The sequence below is a fragment of the Novosphingobium anseongense genome (assembly GCF_037482895.1).
Classification (GTDB): domain Bacteria; phylum Pseudomonadota; class Alphaproteobacteria; order Sphingomonadales; family Sphingomonadaceae; genus Novosphingobium; species Novosphingobium anseongense.
The window spans coordinates 913,542-929,443 of record NZ_JBBHJZ010000002.1 but is presented as its reverse complement, the minus strand read 5'-3'; the positions used below and the strand labels follow the sequence as shown (position 1 = coordinate 929,443).

The 15,902-nt window shown below is 64.7% G+C and carries 13 protein-coding genes and 1 pseudogene; 5 read left to right on the top strand and 9 right to left on the bottom strand.

Features of this window, described 5'->3' with window-relative positions; translation table 11 throughout:
* Positions 1–19 precede the first annotated feature (19 nt).
* The 5 genes from WG901_RS13250 (at position 20) to WG901_RS13230 (ending at position 3,927) form a co-directional block, all read left to right on the top strand.
* Entirely contained in the window at positions 20–451 is a 432-nt protein-coding gene (locus tag WG901_RS13250) for a hypothetical protein (protein ID WP_339587541.1), read from the top strand.
* Between the two features lie 325 nt (positions 452–776).
* A complete protein-coding gene (locus tag WG901_RS13245; RefSeq protein WP_339587540.1) occupies positions 777–1,142 on the top strand; it encodes a hypothetical protein in 366 nt (121 codons plus the stop codon).
* A gap of 184 nt (positions 1,143–1,326) precedes the next feature.
* Complete coding sequence (locus WG901_RS13240; protein ID WP_339587539.1) at positions 1,327–2,646, top strand: SMODS domain-containing nucleotidyltransferase; 1,320 nt, start codon at positions 1,327–1,329, stop codon at positions 2,644–2,646.
* A complete protein-coding gene (locus tag WG901_RS13235; RefSeq protein WP_339587538.1) occupies positions 2,639–3,229 on the top strand; it encodes an SLATT domain-containing protein in 591 nt (196 codons plus the stop codon). The genes WG901_RS13240 and WG901_RS13235 overlap by 8 nt, the downstream gene beginning before the upstream one ends.
* On the top strand, positions 3,217–3,927 hold the full coding sequence (locus WG901_RS13230; protein WP_339587537.1) for an SOS response-associated peptidase: 711 nt from the start codon (positions 3,217–3,219) through the stop codon (positions 3,925–3,927). Before WG901_RS13235 ends, WG901_RS13230 begins: the two co-directional genes overlap by 13 nt.
* 39 nt (positions 3,928–3,966) lie before the next feature.
* Here WG901_RS13230 and WG901_RS13225 read toward each other — a convergent pair whose 3' ends face one another.
* The 9 genes and pseudogenes from WG901_RS13225 to WG901_RS13185 form a co-directional block, all read right to left on the bottom strand.
* Complete coding sequence (locus tag WG901_RS13225) at positions 3,967–4,938, bottom strand: copper resistance protein B (protein ID WP_339587536.1); 972 nt, start codon at positions 4,936–4,938, stop codon at positions 3,967–3,969.
* Positions 4,935–6,635, bottom strand: coding sequence for a copper resistance system multicopper oxidase (locus WG901_RS13220; RefSeq protein ID WP_417602960.1), 1,701 nt, complete (start codon positions 6,633–6,635; stop codon positions 4,935–4,937). Before WG901_RS13220 ends, WG901_RS13225 begins: the two co-directional genes overlap by 4 nt.
* A 221-nt stretch (positions 6,636–6,856) precedes the next feature.
* Positions 6,857–7,746: pseudogene (locus WG901_RS13215) on the bottom strand (bestrophin family protein).
* 160 nt (positions 7,747–7,906) lie between these two features.
* Positions 7,907–8,389 carry an SRPBCC family protein gene (locus WG901_RS13210; RefSeq protein ID WP_339587534.1) on the bottom strand — a complete coding sequence of 161 codons (483 nt, stop codon included), beginning with the start codon at positions 8,387–8,389 and terminating at the stop codon, positions 7,907–7,909.
* A 99-nt stretch (positions 8,390–8,488) separates the two neighbouring features.
* The gene (gene fliE, locus WG901_RS13205; RefSeq protein WP_339587533.1) at positions 8,489–8,917 is read right to left on the bottom strand and encodes a flagellar hook-basal body complex protein FliE; all 429 of its coding nucleotides are present in this window, start codon (positions 8,915–8,917) and stop codon (positions 8,489–8,491) included.
* 33 nt (positions 8,918–8,950) lie between these two features.
* On the bottom strand, positions 8,951–11,503 hold the full coding sequence (locus WG901_RS13200) for a heavy metal translocating P-type ATPase (protein WP_339587532.1): 2,553 nt from the start codon (positions 11,501–11,503) through the stop codon (positions 8,951–8,953).
* A 17-nt stretch (positions 11,504–11,520) separates the two neighbouring features.
* Complete coding sequence (locus tag WG901_RS13195; RefSeq protein ID WP_339587531.1) at positions 11,521–12,072, bottom strand: hypothetical protein; 552 nt, start codon at positions 12,070–12,072, stop codon at positions 11,521–11,523.
* Complete coding sequence (locus tag WG901_RS13190) at positions 12,069–12,671, bottom strand: cation efflux transmembrane domain-containing protein (protein ID WP_339587530.1); 603 nt, start codon at positions 12,669–12,671, stop codon at positions 12,069–12,071. The genes WG901_RS13195 and WG901_RS13190 overlap by 4 nt, the downstream gene beginning before the upstream one ends.
* Positions 12,668–15,901 carry an efflux RND transporter permease subunit gene (locus WG901_RS13185; RefSeq protein ID WP_339587529.1) on the bottom strand — a complete coding sequence of 1,078 codons (3,234 nt, stop codon included), beginning with the start codon at positions 15,899–15,901 and terminating at the stop codon, positions 12,668–12,670. Before WG901_RS13185 ends, WG901_RS13190 begins: the two co-directional genes overlap by 4 nt.
* Position 15,902: the final 1 nt, after the last annotated feature.

The following is a 15,902-nucleotide window of genomic DNA, read 5'->3' as shown; positions in this document are numbered from 1 at the left end:
GAGTCGCGGAGAAGGACCAATGCCCGACCAGCTACTGCTTGAGATGCCCGGCCTCGAGCGGGTGCACCACGCCCCCTTCGTCATGCCGGGGCAGGACGCGCCGGACGCCGACTGGCGCCGGGCGCTGGTGCGCATGAACACGGTGCATCTGACCGTGGATCAGTTCGAGCGGGGATTGCGCGTGTACAGGGCTGAGCCCTTGGAGATCGGCCGCCTGGGCGCTGAGAATGCGCGAATGGCGGCGTTGATCTCGTTCTGCGCGGCCGAAGGGATCGAGCCCGCCGAGGTCGCCGCCCACGCGATCGCATTTCGCCAGAACGCGATCCACGACGTCGCGAGCGAGGGCGTGGACTTCCGGAAGCGGCGGTCCTTCTACGAGATGCTGATCACCGATCCCATCGACGTCGAGCGGTACACTGGCTTCGACGACGAGGACGGCCCTGCGTGCTGAACGATGGCTTTTCGGGACGGCGTGCCGATCGCAACCTGCCTGATGGAAGCCGCAGCTTGGCGGCGGACCGTCAGGATGGCTTGCCGCTGCGGACACGCGGCGCTCTTCCACCCTCACGCGCTGTGGTGGCTTTACGAGCGGAAGGGCTGGGACGGCGCGTTCTCGTTGGTGCGACGGCGCCACTTTTGCTCGGTTTGCCTGGCTTCATCGGGTCGGAGGGTCAGGCCCACGATCACGGCGGAGGGGACAGAGGACCCGACAGTGCGCCTACCGCTGCCACCCGAACGCGAGTGGAACAGGGCCGTCTCCAGATTTCGGTGAGGGCTTGAGCGCGATGGACCACATGAACCTGCTGGGTCGGCTGGAGCACGAACTCGACGACCAGGAGCGCATCACGATGTCGGTGGCCGACCTGACCGTGAAGCTCATCGCGAGCGGCACCATGCCCAGGCTGACGGGTACGCGGGATCCCGACGCGGTGATCGATGGCATTCTCTTAGGCATGGCGTTGGTCATGGAGCAGGCGCCCGAGCATCCCAACGCCGGCGCGCTGCGGCGGGGCGCGAAGGCCTTCGCGGATCGCCTGCACGAGCATGCGCGCATGGCGAGGGCGATGTTCGAGCAGAACGGCGAACACCCGATAGCCAGCGTGCTACGTGCGGACGGAAACACGTCGCCGACCGTGAATTGACGATGAAGTTAACGCGAGGGTCTCTGCCAGAGAATCGCCATGAAATTTTGGTCGTTCGCGACTCGACGGCAAATGCGGCAGGCGATGTACAGAAGACCAATAAGCTGTGGATGCATGGCCTCTGGCCATGCGCGCGCTCCTCAATTGATCTAAAGGGCGAAAGCGCAAGATCAGGGGGTGGAATTTGAGTATCGCAGATACGTTCAAGCAGTTTTTGAGGAATCTGGCCGTTGACAATGCAGAGACGATCTCCGCTCGTTACGGTGAAATCACCTGTGCGTTGAACAAGAAATTCCGCGAGAGTGAATCGAAGGAGGCCCACTCACTTCGCGTCGGGTCGTATGGGCGGAACACCGCGATCAAGGGTATATCCGATCTGGATATGCTTTACATCATGCCGAAGGGCGAGTGGGAAACCTACAAGAACGGCGGACAGTCAAAGCTGCTGTCGGATGCCGCAGCCGCCATTCGAGCACGGTATCCGACGACGGACGTGAGGGTCGATCGGCTCGTGGTTACCGCGGTATACTCGAATTTCCGTGTCGAAGCGCAGCCTGTGTTCGAGCAGGATGACGGAAGCTTCAAATACCCCGACACGTATAACGGGGGATCTTGGAAGACGACGAAACCGAAGGAGGAGATGCGTGCCATGTCCGAGTTCGATTCGAAAAAAAACAACAACCTTCGAAGGTTGTGCCGCATGGCCCGCGCATGGAAAAATAAGCATGGCGTCGGCATGGGCGGTCTCCTGATCGATACTCTGGCGCATAATTTCCTCGCTTCCACGAGCGAGTATGACACGAAGAGCTTCCTCTATTACGATTTCATGAGCCGTGACTTCTTCGCCTATCTGAAGGACCTGCCGAAGCAGGATTACTATGCTGCGCTGGGCAGCGGCCAGCGCGTCAAGGTGAAGAAGCCGTTCCAGCGCAAGGCCAAGAAGGCTCACGATCTGTGCCTCAAGGCGATAGAAGCCGAGGGCAAGGCAAACCAGAACGACAAGTGGCGCGCCATCTACGGTCGGCTGTTCCCCGCGGCCGAGAAGGTTCAGAAGGCAGCACTCGCCGAGGGATCCGCCCGCACGTTCCGCAACACCGAAGAATTCCCCGAGCAGGTCTTCGCGGGAATCGATATCCGGAACAACATCACCATCGACTGCGTCGTCGAGCAGAACGGTTACCGCCCTGCATCCCTTCGCGAGATTCTGCGCGAGCGGACATTGCTCAAGCCCCGCAAGAAGCTGACGTTCACAATCGTCGATACGGACATTCAGGGCTCCTTCGGCCTGTTCTGGAAAGTGCTCAACCGAGGCGCCGAGGCAGAGCGGCGTGATTGCATCCGAGGACAGATCGTGGCCGATGGCGGGCACAAGAAGGCGATCGAACACACGCACTTTAAAGGCGATCACGTAGTTGAATGCTACGCCGTCGTGGACGGAGTGGTGGTCGCGACCGACCGCATCCACGTGCCGATCAACTCGAACCAGGAGGACGAAAATGAATAGAGCCGGCCTGCTGATGAGCATCGCGGAGACGGGCTACAACGTCGGCTTCGGAGCGAAGAAAAATTTTGCGACCCACGACATCGTCCAGAAGATGCCCGGGTTCATCGGTTTCGTCTCATTGGCAGTCGGTGTGTACGGCCTCGTCTGGGAGCAGCTCAATAGCAAGCAGATCGCTGCCACACTTTTGGTCCTGGGCGTAATGAGCCTGTATATCACGCATTACGACCACAACAAATCGGAGTACGGTGACGAGGGGCAGCGGCTAACGGCGCTCTTCTACAGGCTCAGGGATCTTTACCGCGACGTCGAAGCTAAGTCCGATAGCGAGGACCTCAAAGACCAGCATGACCGTCTGGAGGTAATCCAGACCGAATTCTTCGCCGCCAGCCAGACCAAGCAGATTCTGTTCAGCGATTGGTATGCGCACTACAAGTTCTTTTGGCAGCATCAGATCGAATGGATCGACGACCAGAAGCATTTCGGCCTGTTCAGGGACAAGCTTCCGTTATCGTTCATGGTGAGCGCGGTCGCCGCCATCATTGCCGCCTTGGCACTCGCTTCGGGAGTCCATTGCGCGATCTGAAGCTCGCCTTGCCTAGGTTGACTCCCGATCGGGCGATCTCCAGCTTTTTCCGCATGTGCAACCGGTACCAGAACAAGACGATGGCGGCCGAGGTCGCTTCGTACTTCGCGGTTGAGCCGCAGCGCGTGATGCAGTTCAACGTCGGAACGGACGTCTATCCGAACTATCCCGGCATGGTCATCCGCGTCGAGGAAGGCGTGCGTAGCCTGCGGGCTATGAACTGGGGCTTCCCCGTGCGGCTCAAGGCGATGAAGCCGACGTCCAAGCCCAAACCAGTCAACAATGCGCGCGACGATAAGCTGCTGAGCTACATGTGGCGGTCCAGTTTCGAGAAACGCCGCTGCCTGATCCCGCTGACGGCCTGGGCCGAGGCGGAAGGCGAGAAGGGAAGCATGACGTGCACCTGGTATTCCCTGCCGGGCATCGAGCTCTTCGCGGTTGCTGGGATCTGGCGGCCGACGGACGAATGGGGCGACTGCTATTCGATGGTGATGGTGGATGGGTGCCCCCAGATGGCGGAGGTCCACGACCGAATGCCGGTGATACTGACACCCCAGACGTGGAGCCAGTGGACCGAAGGAACGCCGGACGAAGCGATGCAGTTGGTGAAGACCTGCCAGGATGAGCTCGCTGTCGAACGGTCGCCTGAACGGTGGGGACGAGCAGCGACGGCGCCGATGGCGGGTCCGCTCATCTAACTGGCCTGCCCGCGGGCGTGTTGACGCCAGCCGCCTTCGTCAGAACCAGGTCCGAAGGCCTGCCACGAACGTGAAGCCGCCAGTGCCATCGCCGCGAGCCCGCGTGAGGCGCGCGGTGCGGCCGAACTGGCGCTCCCACGAGACGCCCAGATAGGGCGCGACCTCGCGTACCACCTCGTAGCGCAGTCTCAGTCCAAGCTCGGCATCAACCAGCCCCGAGCCGATCCTCTCGGGAGCCATGTCCTGCGCCGCGAGATTCACCTCGGCGCGAGGCTGGAGCACTAGCCGCTGGGTTATGCGCTGATCGTAGTATGCGCCCAGCCGCGCCAATAGATCGCCCTTGTCCGACAGAAACAGCTGTCCCTCGACATCGAACCAGTAGGGCGCGAGCCCCTCGATCCCGATGCTGGCATAGCTGCGCGACGGGCCGGGGCCGACGTCCTGCCGCAGCCCCGCCTGCACGTTGAAATAGGGGTCGATCGCCCGGCTGTAGAGCGCCTGGACCTCGCCACCCTCGAACGCCTCGCCGAAGGCACCCTCACCCTCGGTCTTGACGACCAGCCGATCGACGTCGCCGCCGAACCAACCTTCGGCATCCCAGCGATAGGTCTCACGGCCACGACGCAGGGCCACTTCGGCGATGTCGACCATCACCTGCGAGAAGGAACCGCCACCGTGGTGCTTTTTCAGTTCGGCACGCGAGGCGGCCATGGCCTCCGCGCCCCAGATGCGGTCGGCATAGTGGGCTGTCGGCGCTGAAGGCGCCGAGGCCTGGCCGGCCGCCGGAGCTTCGGGCTCGGCAGGCATGGCCTTGGGAACGCAGTGCCCCATGGCGGCATGTTCGGGCGGGCAATCGGGATCGATCGCCATCTGCGGCGCTGCCCCTGACACTGGCGCCGGCGTCGGCGCTTCGGCCTCCATGCCGTGGCCGTGGTGCGAATGGTCCTGCGCGGCTGCGGCCTGCGCGAAAGCGAGTGCCGCCAGAGCGACGAGCGCGAACGGCGCCCTCATGCCCCGGCCTCATCATTCGGGCGGACCGTAACGACCTGCATCATCCCGGCGTGCATGTGGTAGAGCATGTGGCAGTGGAAAGCCCAGTCGCCCACCGCATCGGCGGTAAGGTCGAAAGTCACCGTGCCGCCGGGCTGAACCTGCACCGTATGCTTGCGCGGCGCATGGCCGCCGTGGCCGGTGACGAGTTCGAAGAAGTGGCCGTGCAGGTGGATCGGATGGCCCATCATCGTATCATTTACCAGCGTGATCCGCACGCGCTCGTCCTTGCGGAATGGGATCGGAGCCTTCACCTCGTTGAGCTTGCGGCCGTCGAAGGCCCACATGTAGCGTTCCATGTTGCCGGTCAGGTGGATGCGCATGGCCCTGTTGGGTGCGCGGGCATCGGGATTGCGATCGAGCGCGACCAGATCGCGATAGACCAACACCTTGTGCCCCACGCCCTCGAGCCCCTGCCCCGGCTCGCCAGTGCGGTCGACGGGCATCGGCGAAATCGTCTGGACCGTCGGGCTTTTCTGGACGTCGGGCGCAACTGAGAAGTCGCGCATCGTGTGCTCCGTGCCGCCGCCGCCGTGCGCGCCGTGGTCCATCGCGCCCATGCCCATGTCCTTCATGTCGGCGAGCGGTCGCGGACGCAGCGGCGGGACGTCCGCGATCATGCCGGGCCGCGGCGCCAGGGTCGCGCGGGCCATGCCGGAGCGGTCGACGCTCTCGGCCACCAGCGTGTAGGCGCGGTCGTCCTGCGGCTCGACGACGACGTCGTAGGTTTCGGCGATGGCGATCTGGATCTCGTCGACCGGCACGGGCCGCACGGCCATGCCGTCGGCCTGGACGACGGTGAGCTTCAGCCCGGGAATGCGCAGGTTGAAGGTCGTCATAGCCGAAGCGTTTATGATCCGCAGCCGCACCCGCTCGCCCGGTTCGAACAGCGCGGTCCAGTTGTCGCGCGGGCCGTAGCCGTTGACGAGGTAGGTGTAGGTGCTGCCCGTCACGTCGGCCACGTCGGTGGGATCCATCCGCATCGCGCCCCAGGCGCGGCGCTCCTTGCCCGACTGGTCGCGACCCGCGAGCTGCCCCGCCAGCGTCTGCTTCTGGAAGTTGAAGTAACCGCCCTGAAGCTTGAGCTTGCGGAAGATCGCATGCGGATGCAGCGGGCTGTGATCGGACAGCACGATCACGTGCTCGCGATCGGACTGGATCGGATCCTCGCCGGCAGGGTCGATCACGATCGGGCCATAGTGCCCCATCTGCTCCTGAAGTCCCGAGTGACTGTGATACCAGTAGGTGCCCGACTGCACGACGGGGAACTCGTAGGTGAAGGTCGAATGCGGACTTATGCCGGGGAAGCTGACGCCCGGCACGCCGTCCATTTGGAACGGGAGGAGCAGGCCGTGCCAGTGGATCGAGCTGTCCTCGTCGAGCGTGTTCTCGACGTGCAGGCGCACCGTCTGACCCTCGCGCAGGTGGATCAGCGGGGCGGGCACTGTGCCGTTGACGCCGATGGCATGGGTCTGGCGTCCGTCGACCATGATCGTCTGGTGCGCGATGCGCAGGTGGATGTCCTTGCCCGACACCGTGGGCAGGGCGCTGACGATTCCGGCCGACACCGGCTGCGCCCACGCGGGCATCCACGCCGCCAGCGAGGCCACCCCCCCGGCAAGGACTGCGCCGCGCAGAACGTTGCGCCGGTCAACCATTGCATTCTGATGCAGGTCAGAGTCTTCGCATTTGGAACTTTTCATTGGGCCCTGGTCTCGTGGTCTCGTGGACCTTGCGCCTATCGCATCCGTACCATGGTACGGAGTCAAGCCCGCAGATGATGACGGCAGTCTCCCGGCAGTTCGATGCCGAGATCAGAAGGCGGGGCAGGCCCGCATCAGGCTAACGGCCAGCGCGCGCTCGCCGTGTCCGGCAGGAATCACCAGAGCACGCCGTGGTCGGGCTTCAGCGGTTCGGGGGCGGAACGGCCCAGCGCCTGGAGCAAGTCGATCTCGATCGTCCGGCACATCGCGCTTAGAGGCACGTCGTGCACGGTGTTGGCGAACGGATTGGTGAGATCTTCGCCGATGCTGAGCGCGGCAAGGAAGATCAGCCCGATCAGCGTCGAGCCGAACGGCGTCGCCATGCCGAGCGTTTCGACAAGCGCGATAGGCAACAGAACGCAGAAGATACGGACGAACAGGTTCGGGAAGAACCGGAAGCCGTTGGGCAGCGGCGTGTTCTTGATCCTCTCCATGCCACCTTGGGCGTTGGCGATGTCGGTGAGCGTCTGCTCGACCAGGAGTTGCTGGACCGGCGAGATGCGCCCTTCGTCCAGCGCCTCGGAGTAGAGGCCCGACACCTGTTCGAGAATTGCATTCGCCGAGTTCCGCCGCCCATGGCAACTGCCGCGACCTCGGAGCCCGCGATGCGTTCGATCTCTTCCGCGGGGCTCTGTTCCCTGAGCTGGCAACGCATGGCGTGGGCGAAGGCGATCTGCCGAAGGATGACGTCCTGGCGCAGCATGCCTGCCGCCTCGTCTTCGCCCTTCGTCAGGCTGAGCGTGACCCTAGCCAGGCTGCGCGATGCGTTGATCAAGGCTCCCCATAGCGTCCGGGCCTCCCACCACCGCGCATAGGCCGCGTTCGTTCGGAAGCCGAGGAACAACGCGAGGGCCGTGCCGAACAGCGCCAGCGGCAAGGCAGGCTCGTTGAACGAGGTCTGGAAGTGGAAGACGGTGACGGCAACGTCCCAGACAAAGAGGCCGGTCAACGGCTTCCAGACCTCGATCACGATCTGACGCAGTCTCGGTGAATTCCCGACGATCAAAGGCAATTCCTTTTCGGGGACGCTCATAGCAGCGCCGCGTGTAGCCTTTATCCAGATTTCCATCCGAAATGGACAGCCGGCACTCCAACCGGTGCCGCACCGTTACCTCAGCGTGCTGTCGATGCGCAGTCAGCAGCAAGGCCGCCGCTCACGATCAACGCTATTTCGAAGCCGAATTTCGCTTGTGCGGGACTGCGTGCCGAACGGATTTTCGGCCGCTACCCACTGCAATGTGTTGGACCAGGCAGCGATCCTCCACGGTAAGCAGCTTCGCGAGATTGCGCTTAATGGCAGGCAGGCCGAGCACCGTAAGGACACCGGTGAACCGAAGGCCGTGCACTATGCGGACGCCATTCGCGAGTGGTGAGATAGAATAGGTCTCCTCGAGCCCGAGGTATCGGAAGCCGACGCTGATCGTCAGGCGTCGTTCCAACTCGAACTCAGTTACCTGCCCTTCAACCGTCCAACGCTTCGCCTGGGGGGACTGGGCTTGGAACGAATAGCCAACGACTTCGCCAAGCCCGGCGAGCCCCTCGATGATCACGTATGGGTGCCACCGGCGATAGTTCTCAAAGCCGCTGATTGCCGCCCATGTCGCTCCGATTGAAGCCGCCACCGTCGACTCGTTTTCCACTTCCAGCATTGTGTGTTCCCATTCCTCCCGCCGACAATGGTCGACGACACGCGTTGCAGGTGCTCAGCGAGCGAAGGTCCGAATTGCGCGGTTCCCTGTTGCTCACTGTCAGACCTGCATGCGCAGGATCTCCTGGTATGCAGCGAGCAGCTTGTTCCGCACCTGCAGCGTCGCCTCGAAGGCCACCGAGGCCTCCTGCTCGGCCAAGGCGACCTTGGCGATGTCGTTGCTTTCACCTGTCTGGTAGGCCTCGGTTGCCTCGTCCTCACGCACCTGCGTGGCGTTCACGCGCCCGAGGAGCGACGATAGCGTCGACACGAGTCCGGCCGCCGGTACCCCGGTTTCCTGCACGGCAAACGGCGCGGGCAGCGCGGTGGTGGACTGGAGGTTCGTGACGTTTGACAGCACGGCGGCGAAGCTGCCGGGCGCGGTGCTGTCCGGTTGTATCGCGGGTCCGGGACGAGATAGGCCGCGCAGCACCTCGGTGCGCTGGCTGATCAGGTCCCGGGTGGCGGCTATGCTGCGGATGTCGGTCATGCGCTTCTCCTTCCCTTTTCTGCGAGTTTTCCTTCAGCGGCGCAGAGCGGCGGGCTCGTCTGCCGCTGCCGCTCGGGCCCGGGGGTCGCGGTAGGCGAGCAGCCGAAGGGCGTTGATCACGACGAGCAGTGTCGAACCTTCGTGCAGGGCAACCGCTGGACCGATCCCGAGCCCGAGGATCGTGGCGGGCACGAGAAAGGCGACCACGCCGAGGCTGACGAAGACGTTCTGCCGGATCACCGACCGGGTGTGCCGGCTGAGGCCGACCGCGAACGGCAGATGGCTGAGGTCGTCCGCCATCAAGGCGACGTCGGCCGTCTCGAGCGCGACGTCCGAGCCAGCCGCGCCCATCGCGATGCCGACGGTGGCGCTGGCCATCGCTGGCGCATCGTTGACGCCGTCACCGACCATCGCGACCTTGGTATCGGAGCGCAGCTTCTTGATCGCCTCGACCTTGTCCTCGGGCATGAGATCGCCCCAGGCCTCGGTAATGCCGACCTGCGCAGCGACCGCCTCGGCGACGCGCTGGTGGTCGCCCGAGATCATGATCATGCGCTCGATGCCGATCTCGCGCAGTTGGTCGAGCGCAGCCTTCGCCCCGATGCGCGGCGTGTCCATCAGGCCGATCGCGCCTAGATCCTTCCCACCTTTACGCACGACCATGCTGGTCTGGCCCTTGGACCGAAGCATCGCGATCGCGTCGGACATCGCACTCGACAGTGGAGCGATGCCGTCGACGCCGAACATCTCGGCCTTGCCGATGAGGACTTCGTCCCCATCGACAAGAGCCGAGACGCCGCGACCCGTCAGGCTCTTGAGGTTTTCTGCCTGCGGGGTTGAACCGTTTCGGAGATATTCACGGCCGTCGCGCGCGATGGCCTGCGCCAGCGGATGGTCGCTGAGGCTTTCGACCGCGACCGCGATGGCCATCAGTTCCTTGACCTCGACTCCGGGCGACGGAAGGATCTGCTCGATCCGTGGCTCACCCATTGTGAGCGTCCCCGTCTTGTCGAAAGCGATGGCCGTGAGCGAACCCAGGAGCTCGAGCGGCGCGCCACCCTTCACCAACACGCCGCCGCGTGCCGCTCGAGCGACGCCGGAGAGGACGGCGCTAGGTGTGGCAATGGCGAGCGCGCATGGGCTTGCGGCAACGAGCACCGCCATCGCGCGATAGAAGCTGTCGCGGAACGGCTCGTCGACGACCACCCAGGCGAAGAGCAGCACGAAGGCGAGGCCCAGCACAACGGGTACGAAGACCCGCTCGAAACGGTCGGTGAACCTCTGGGTGGGCGATTTCTGGGTCTCGGCTTCGCTCACCATCTTCACGACCTTCGCGAGCGTCGTCTCGCTCGAGAGCCTGGTGACTTCGATCTCGATGAGACCGCTGCCGTTGATGGTGCCGGCGAAGGCCCGGCTGCCGGCGTCAATACGGTCCGAATTGGTACGAGCGACCTTGGCATCGACGACGGCGCGCTTGTCGACCGGCATGCTCTCGCCGGTGACGGGTGCCTGGTTGATCACCGTCACGCCCTTCACCAGGAAACCATCGGCCGGGACGCGCTCGTCGGGCTTAATGATGACGATATCGCCGATGGCGAGAACCTCGACCGGCACCTCTTGGGTGGATCCGTCGGCACGGCGAACCATGGCAGTCTTGGGCGCGAGGTCAGCCAAGGCTTCGATCGCGCGCTTGGCACGGCCCATGGCGTAGTGTTCGAGCGCATGCCCGAGGCTGAATAGGAAGAGCAGTAGCGCGCCTTCGGCGAAGGCGCCGAGCGCGGCGGCACCGGCAGCTGCCACGAGCATCAGCGTGTCGATCTCGAACTTGCGCAGCTTGAGGTTGTCAAACGCCTCCCGGATGGTGAAGAACCCTCCAAGCGCATAGGCGATCAGATAGAGCGCCGTGGGCAGCCAACCTGGCGAGCCGGGTACGAACTTCTCGATCGCGAAGCCGATTCCGAGCGATGCACCGCAGCCGAGCGCGAAGATCAGCTCGGTGTTCGGGCCAAGCACGCCGTCGTGATCGTGGCCGTGGCCGGCATCGGACTGGCTGGCTGCGTGATCATGGCCTTCGTGGCTTTCGGAGCCCTCGTGACGCGGGGTTGGACGGGCCGCGTGCGCGACATCCGCTAGTTTGCGGTCGACCACCGTGACGCCCATGGTGCCGAGTTCCTCTATAATCCTCTCGGGCGTTATCCGCTCGCGGTCGAACTCGATGCGCAGCGCGCCCGTGGCGGTAGCCTCGGCCTCGATGATGCCCTTGAGAGCCATGAGGCGTTCCGAGACCGTGCGGGCGCGGCGCTGAAAGCCGATGCCCTTCACGGTCCAGAAAAGGTGGCCGAATCTGCCGGTTATGGCGGCGCCCGTCGCCTGGGCGATCTCGCGAATCCGGCTGAGCGAGATGACGCCTGGATCATAGTGGATGCAGAGGTTGGGAGGTCCATCACCCACGGGTGCGACCACGTGGGCCTGCTCGACGCCAGCGCGGGCGGAAAGCTCTGCCGTCAGCCGCAACACGCAGGCGTCGGACGTGTCGCTGACCTCGGGGAGTATGAGGGGGATGTCCAGTTTCAGCTTTTCGTTCATCGGGCTTTCCTGACGTCTTACTCTGGAGTTGGCGGGCTCGGGGCGACCTGCGCGGGCCGACCCGTTGGCGCTGGCGCCCGGCGACAGACCTTCACGGGCTTGCCGGCACGCATGAGGGCGATCGTGTCGTGCGAGTGGGCGAGGCTGACCGCCGCGCTGACGAAGGGTAGACCGTCGGCCTCGGCGGTCAGGCGCTCGGCGGGGGCGGTGGCGGTGGCGGGCTCCCGCAGATTGAGCGACAGGCCACCAGCCAAGAGATCGACCCCGACCATCGAGGCGTCGTTGCAGCGGAAGAGCTGCGGACCAGGCCTGTTCAGTCCCAGATGATCCGCCTGGACCTTGTGGGCTGAGTGATCTTCCTTTTTCGAGCAACCGGCGAGAAACAGCGAAACGAGAGCTAAACCGATGGCCGCTCGACCGATCGACCAGCCGTCCATGTCCCGGCTGATCGATCGTATCTTGTGCGCCGTGGACGGCCAGGGCGTGCTCCGTCCACGGCGCGGACCCTTCTCGCGCAGTTCCATTTTGCCAAACACCTGCGGGGGGTCATTGGGGTTGAGAGGTTTCAAGGCTGGCCCTCCTCGCCGCGTCGCTCGGATCGCGCGTCCACGAGGATCTCGATGCCGCCCATGACCGCGATCACGGCCGTTGCGACGCCGACGAGGAGATCGGGCCAGTTGGTCCCGAGCCACATCACGAGCGCTCCGGCGATTAGGATTCCGCCGTTCGAGATGAAGTCGTTGAAGCTGAAGGTCGTCGCGGCGCGCATGGCGACATCAGGCTCCTTCAACTGCTGCAGAAGGCGCAGGCAGGAGAAATTGACCACGGCCGCGACGGCGGACATGATCATCATCGTCGATCCGATCGGCTCGCTGCCGTAGAGGTAGCGGCGCGCGACATCGAGCATGATGCCGACCGCGAAGATGAGCAGCATCACGCCCGACACCGTCGCCGCCCGCGTCTTCCAGATAGCGCCCCGGCTCAGCGCGATCAGGCTGAGCAGGTAGACGACGCTGTCCGAGAGGTTGTCGACACCGTTCGCGATGAGCGCGCTCGAATCCGCGGTCAGCCCCGCAACGAAGAAGGCGGCCGAGATGCCGGCGTTGAGGATCAGTACGATCCACAGCGTCCGGCGCTCACGGGTCTTCTTGTCGTCGGCCGCGGTCATGCGTGCACCTCGCCCGTAGCGTCTGGCGCGAGCGTATGATGCTCGGCCTCAGGCACTTCGGTCTCGCGTCTGCCGTACCTCGCGTAGAGGGTGGGCAGGACGAACAGCGTCAGCAGCGTCGCGGTGATCAGGCCGCCGATGACGACTGTCGCCAGCGGCTTCTGCACCTCGGCGCCCGAGCCCGTCGCGATCGCCATCGGCACGAAGCCGAGGCTGGCGACGAGCGCGGTCATGACCACCGGTCGAAGCCGCATCATTGCGCCCGAATAGGCCGCTTCGGCGCGACCCATGCCCCTCGCCATCAGATCCTGGATCGAGGAGACCATGACCAGACCGTTGAGCACCGCGATGCCCGACAGGGCGATGAAGCCGACCGCCGCCGAGATCGAGAAGGGCATGCCTCGCAAGGACAGCGCGAGAATACCACCCACGAGCGCGAGTGGAACACCAGTGAAGACGATCACCGCTTCGCGCACACTGCCCAGGGCCCCGTAGAGCAGGAGAATGATCAGCGCGAAGCAGACCGGTACCACCAGCATGAGCCGCTGGCTCGCAGATTGCAGGTTCTCGAACTGACCGCCCCAGTCGAGGTACTGCCCTGCGGTGAGGCGCACGTCGCGGTCGATCGCCGCCTGCGCGTCGTTCACCACGCCCGCGACGTCGCGGCCACGTACGTTCGCCTGGACCACGACCCGCCGCTTGCCGTTCTCGCGGCTGATCTGGTTGGGGCCGTCGGTGACGCCGATGTCAGCGACGCTCTGCAGGGGTACGAAGCCACCCGCTGGAAGCGGGACAGGTACCTGGCCCAGGGTCTGAAGGTCGGCGCGCGCCGTGTTCGAGAGGCGGATCGTCACCGCGAAGCGGCGGTCCCCCTCGAAGATCATGCCCGCGTCGCGTCCACCGATCGCCGCCGAGACGGTATCCTGCACCGTCTGCGCGGTCACGCCGAGACGCGACATGATGTCGCGCTTGGGCCGGATGTCGAGGATAGGCAGCCCCTCGGTCTGTTCCACCCGGACGTCAACCGCGCCGGGCGTCTTGCGAAGCGCGGCCGCGACCTTGTTCGCGGTCGCGTTCATCGTGTCGAAGTCGTCGCCGAAGACCTTGATGGCGACGTCCCCGCGAACGCCCGCGATGAGCTCGTTGAAGCGCATCTGGATCGGCTGGCTAATCTCGAAGGCGCCGCCCGGCAGGCCGTTCAGCACCTTTTCCACCTTCGACACGAGGTCGGCCTTCGACAGTTTGGCGTCGGGCCACTGGTCCCTTGGCTTCATGACGATGAAGGTGTCCGAGATGTTTGGCGGCATGGGGTCGGATGCGAGTTCGGCCGTGCCGGTCTTCGAGAAAACGAACTTGACCTCGGGCAGCCTGCCGACCTCGCGCTCGATGCGCGACTGCATGGCCTGGCTCTGATCGACAGAGGTTCCGGGGATGCGAAGCACCTGGGCAGTCAGATCGCCCTCGTCGAGCTGGGGCAGGAATTCCTGGCCAAGCAGCGAAAAGGCGAGGATCGCGGCCAGGAAGCTGCCTGCGCCGATGCCCATTGTCAGGGTCGGGCGCTTCATCGCCCGCTCGAGGCCGGGCTCGTACCGGCTCTTGAGCCAGGACATGATCCGGCCCTCCTTCTCCTCGACGGGCTTGGACAGCCAGATCGCGAGCATGGCGGGGACGAAGGTGAGCGAGAGGACGAATGCGCAAGCGAGCGCGATGATGACGGTCAGCGCCATCGGCGTGAAGGTCTTGCCCTCGACCCCTGTCAGCGTGAGCAGGGGCACGTAGACGAGGATGATGATCGCCTGGCCGAAGACAGACGGACGGATCATCTCGCGCGCTGCAGTCGCGACGGTCGACAAGCGCTCTTCGAGCGAGAGCGTCCGGCCGATGTGGTGCTGCCGTTCGGCCATGCGTCGCAACGCGTTCTCGACGATAATGACGGCGCCATCGACGATGAGGCCGAAGTCGAGCGCGCCGAGGCTCATCAGATTGGCCGAAACCCCGCCACGCAACATGCCGAAGCTCGTCATGAGCATGGTGATCGGGATGACGAGCGCGGCGATCAGCGCGGCGCGGAAGTTGCCCAGCAGGGCGAATAGCACGACGATGACGAGCAGCGCGCCTTCGGTCAGGTTCTTGGCGACGGTCTTGATCGTAGAGTTCACGAGCGCGGTGCGGTCCAGCACCGGCTGGACGATCACGTCCGTGGGCAGCGAGGCGTTGATCTCGCCGAGCCGGGCGGACACCGCCGAGGCGACATTTCGGCTGTTCTCGCCGATCCGCATGATCGCGGTGCCGACAACGACCTCCTTGCCGTTCTCGGAGGCCGAGCCGTAGCGGATAGCCTGGCCTAGCTTCACCTGGGCAACCTGATCGAGCCGAATCGGTGTCCCCTCGCGGGTCGCGATGACCGTCGAGGCCAGTTCACCGATGTTGCGGATGCGCGCGTCCGAGCGGACCGCGAGGCCTTCGCCGCCACGGTCGACCACGCCAGCACCCACGCCGACGTTGTTCTCCTCGAGCGCCTGGGCGAGCTGGGTCAGGTTGAGTCCGACAGCCGCGAGGCGCTGCGGATCCGGGATCACCTGGAACTGCTTGACGTAGCCGCCGATGGAGTCGACGCCGGCCAGTCCCTGGGTATTCTTGAGCAACGGCGCGACGATCCAATCCTGCGCCGTGCGCAGGTAGGTCGCCTTGTCGGCCTCGGTGACCAGACGGTCGCCTTCAGGCGTGATGTAGCTGCCGTCGGGCTGGAGGCCGGGCTCACCCGGCTTGTGCTTGTCGTCCTTGCGGTGCGCGAGGTGGACGGTCCACATGTAGACCTCGCCGAGGCCCGTGGCGATAGGCCCCATTGTCGGTGTGACGCCGTCGGGCAGGCTTTCCTCGGCGACGCGCAGGCGTTCGGCAACCTGCTGGCGCGCGAAGTAGATGTCGGTGGAGTCGTCGAAGACGGCCGTCACCTGGGCAAAGCCGTTACGGCTGAGCGAGCGGGTGTATTCGAGGCCCGGGACGCCGGCGAGCGCGGTCTCAATGGGGAAGGCGATCTGCTTCTCGACGAGTTCGGGCGAGAGTGCGGGCGCCTGGATGTTGACCTGGACCTGGTTGTTGGTGATGTCGGGAACGGCGTCGATCGGCAGGCGCGAGAGGCCCCAGCCGCCGATGACCGCGGCGATGGCGGTGATCAGCAGGACGAACCAGCGGCGCTCGACGGAAAGCGTTACGATGCGGTCGATCATG

Excerpts from the sequence above, each read along its gene's own strand:
- WG901_RS13235 (WP_339587538.1), top strand. The coding sequence starts at position 2,639 with ATGAATAGAGCCGGCCTGCTGATGAGCATCGCGGAGACGGGCTACAAC.
- WG901_RS13190 (WP_339587530.1), bottom strand. The coding sequence starts at position 12,671 with ATGACCGCGGCCGACGACAAGAAGACCCGTGAGCGCCGGACGCTGTGG.
- WG901_RS13250 (WP_339587541.1), top strand. The coding sequence starts at position 20 with ATGCCCGACCAGCTACTGCTTGAGATGCCCGGCCTCGAGCGGGTGCAC.
- WG901_RS13200 (WP_339587532.1), bottom strand. The coding sequence starts at position 11,503 with ATGAACGAAAAGCTGAAACTGGACATCCCCCTCATACTCCCCGAGGTC.
- WG901_RS13185 (WP_339587529.1), bottom strand. The coding sequence starts at position 15,901 with ATGATCGACCGCATCGTAACGCTTTCCGTCGAGCGCCGCTGGTTCGTC.
- WG901_RS13225 (WP_339587536.1), bottom strand. The coding sequence starts at position 4,938 with ATGAGGGCGCCGTTCGCGCTCGTCGCTCTGGCGGCACTCGCTTTCGCG.
- WG901_RS13220 (WP_417602960.1), bottom strand. The coding sequence starts at position 6,635 with ATGGTTGACCGGCGCAACGTTCTGCGCGGCGCAGTCCTTGCCGGGGGG.
- fliE (WP_339587533.1), bottom strand. The coding sequence starts at position 8,917 with ATGACCGACATCCGCAGCATAGCCGCCACCCGGGACCTGATCAGCCAG.
- WG901_RS13210 (WP_339587534.1), bottom strand. The coding sequence starts at position 8,389 with ATGCTGGAAGTGGAAAACGAGTCGACGGTGGCGGCTTCAATCGGAGCG.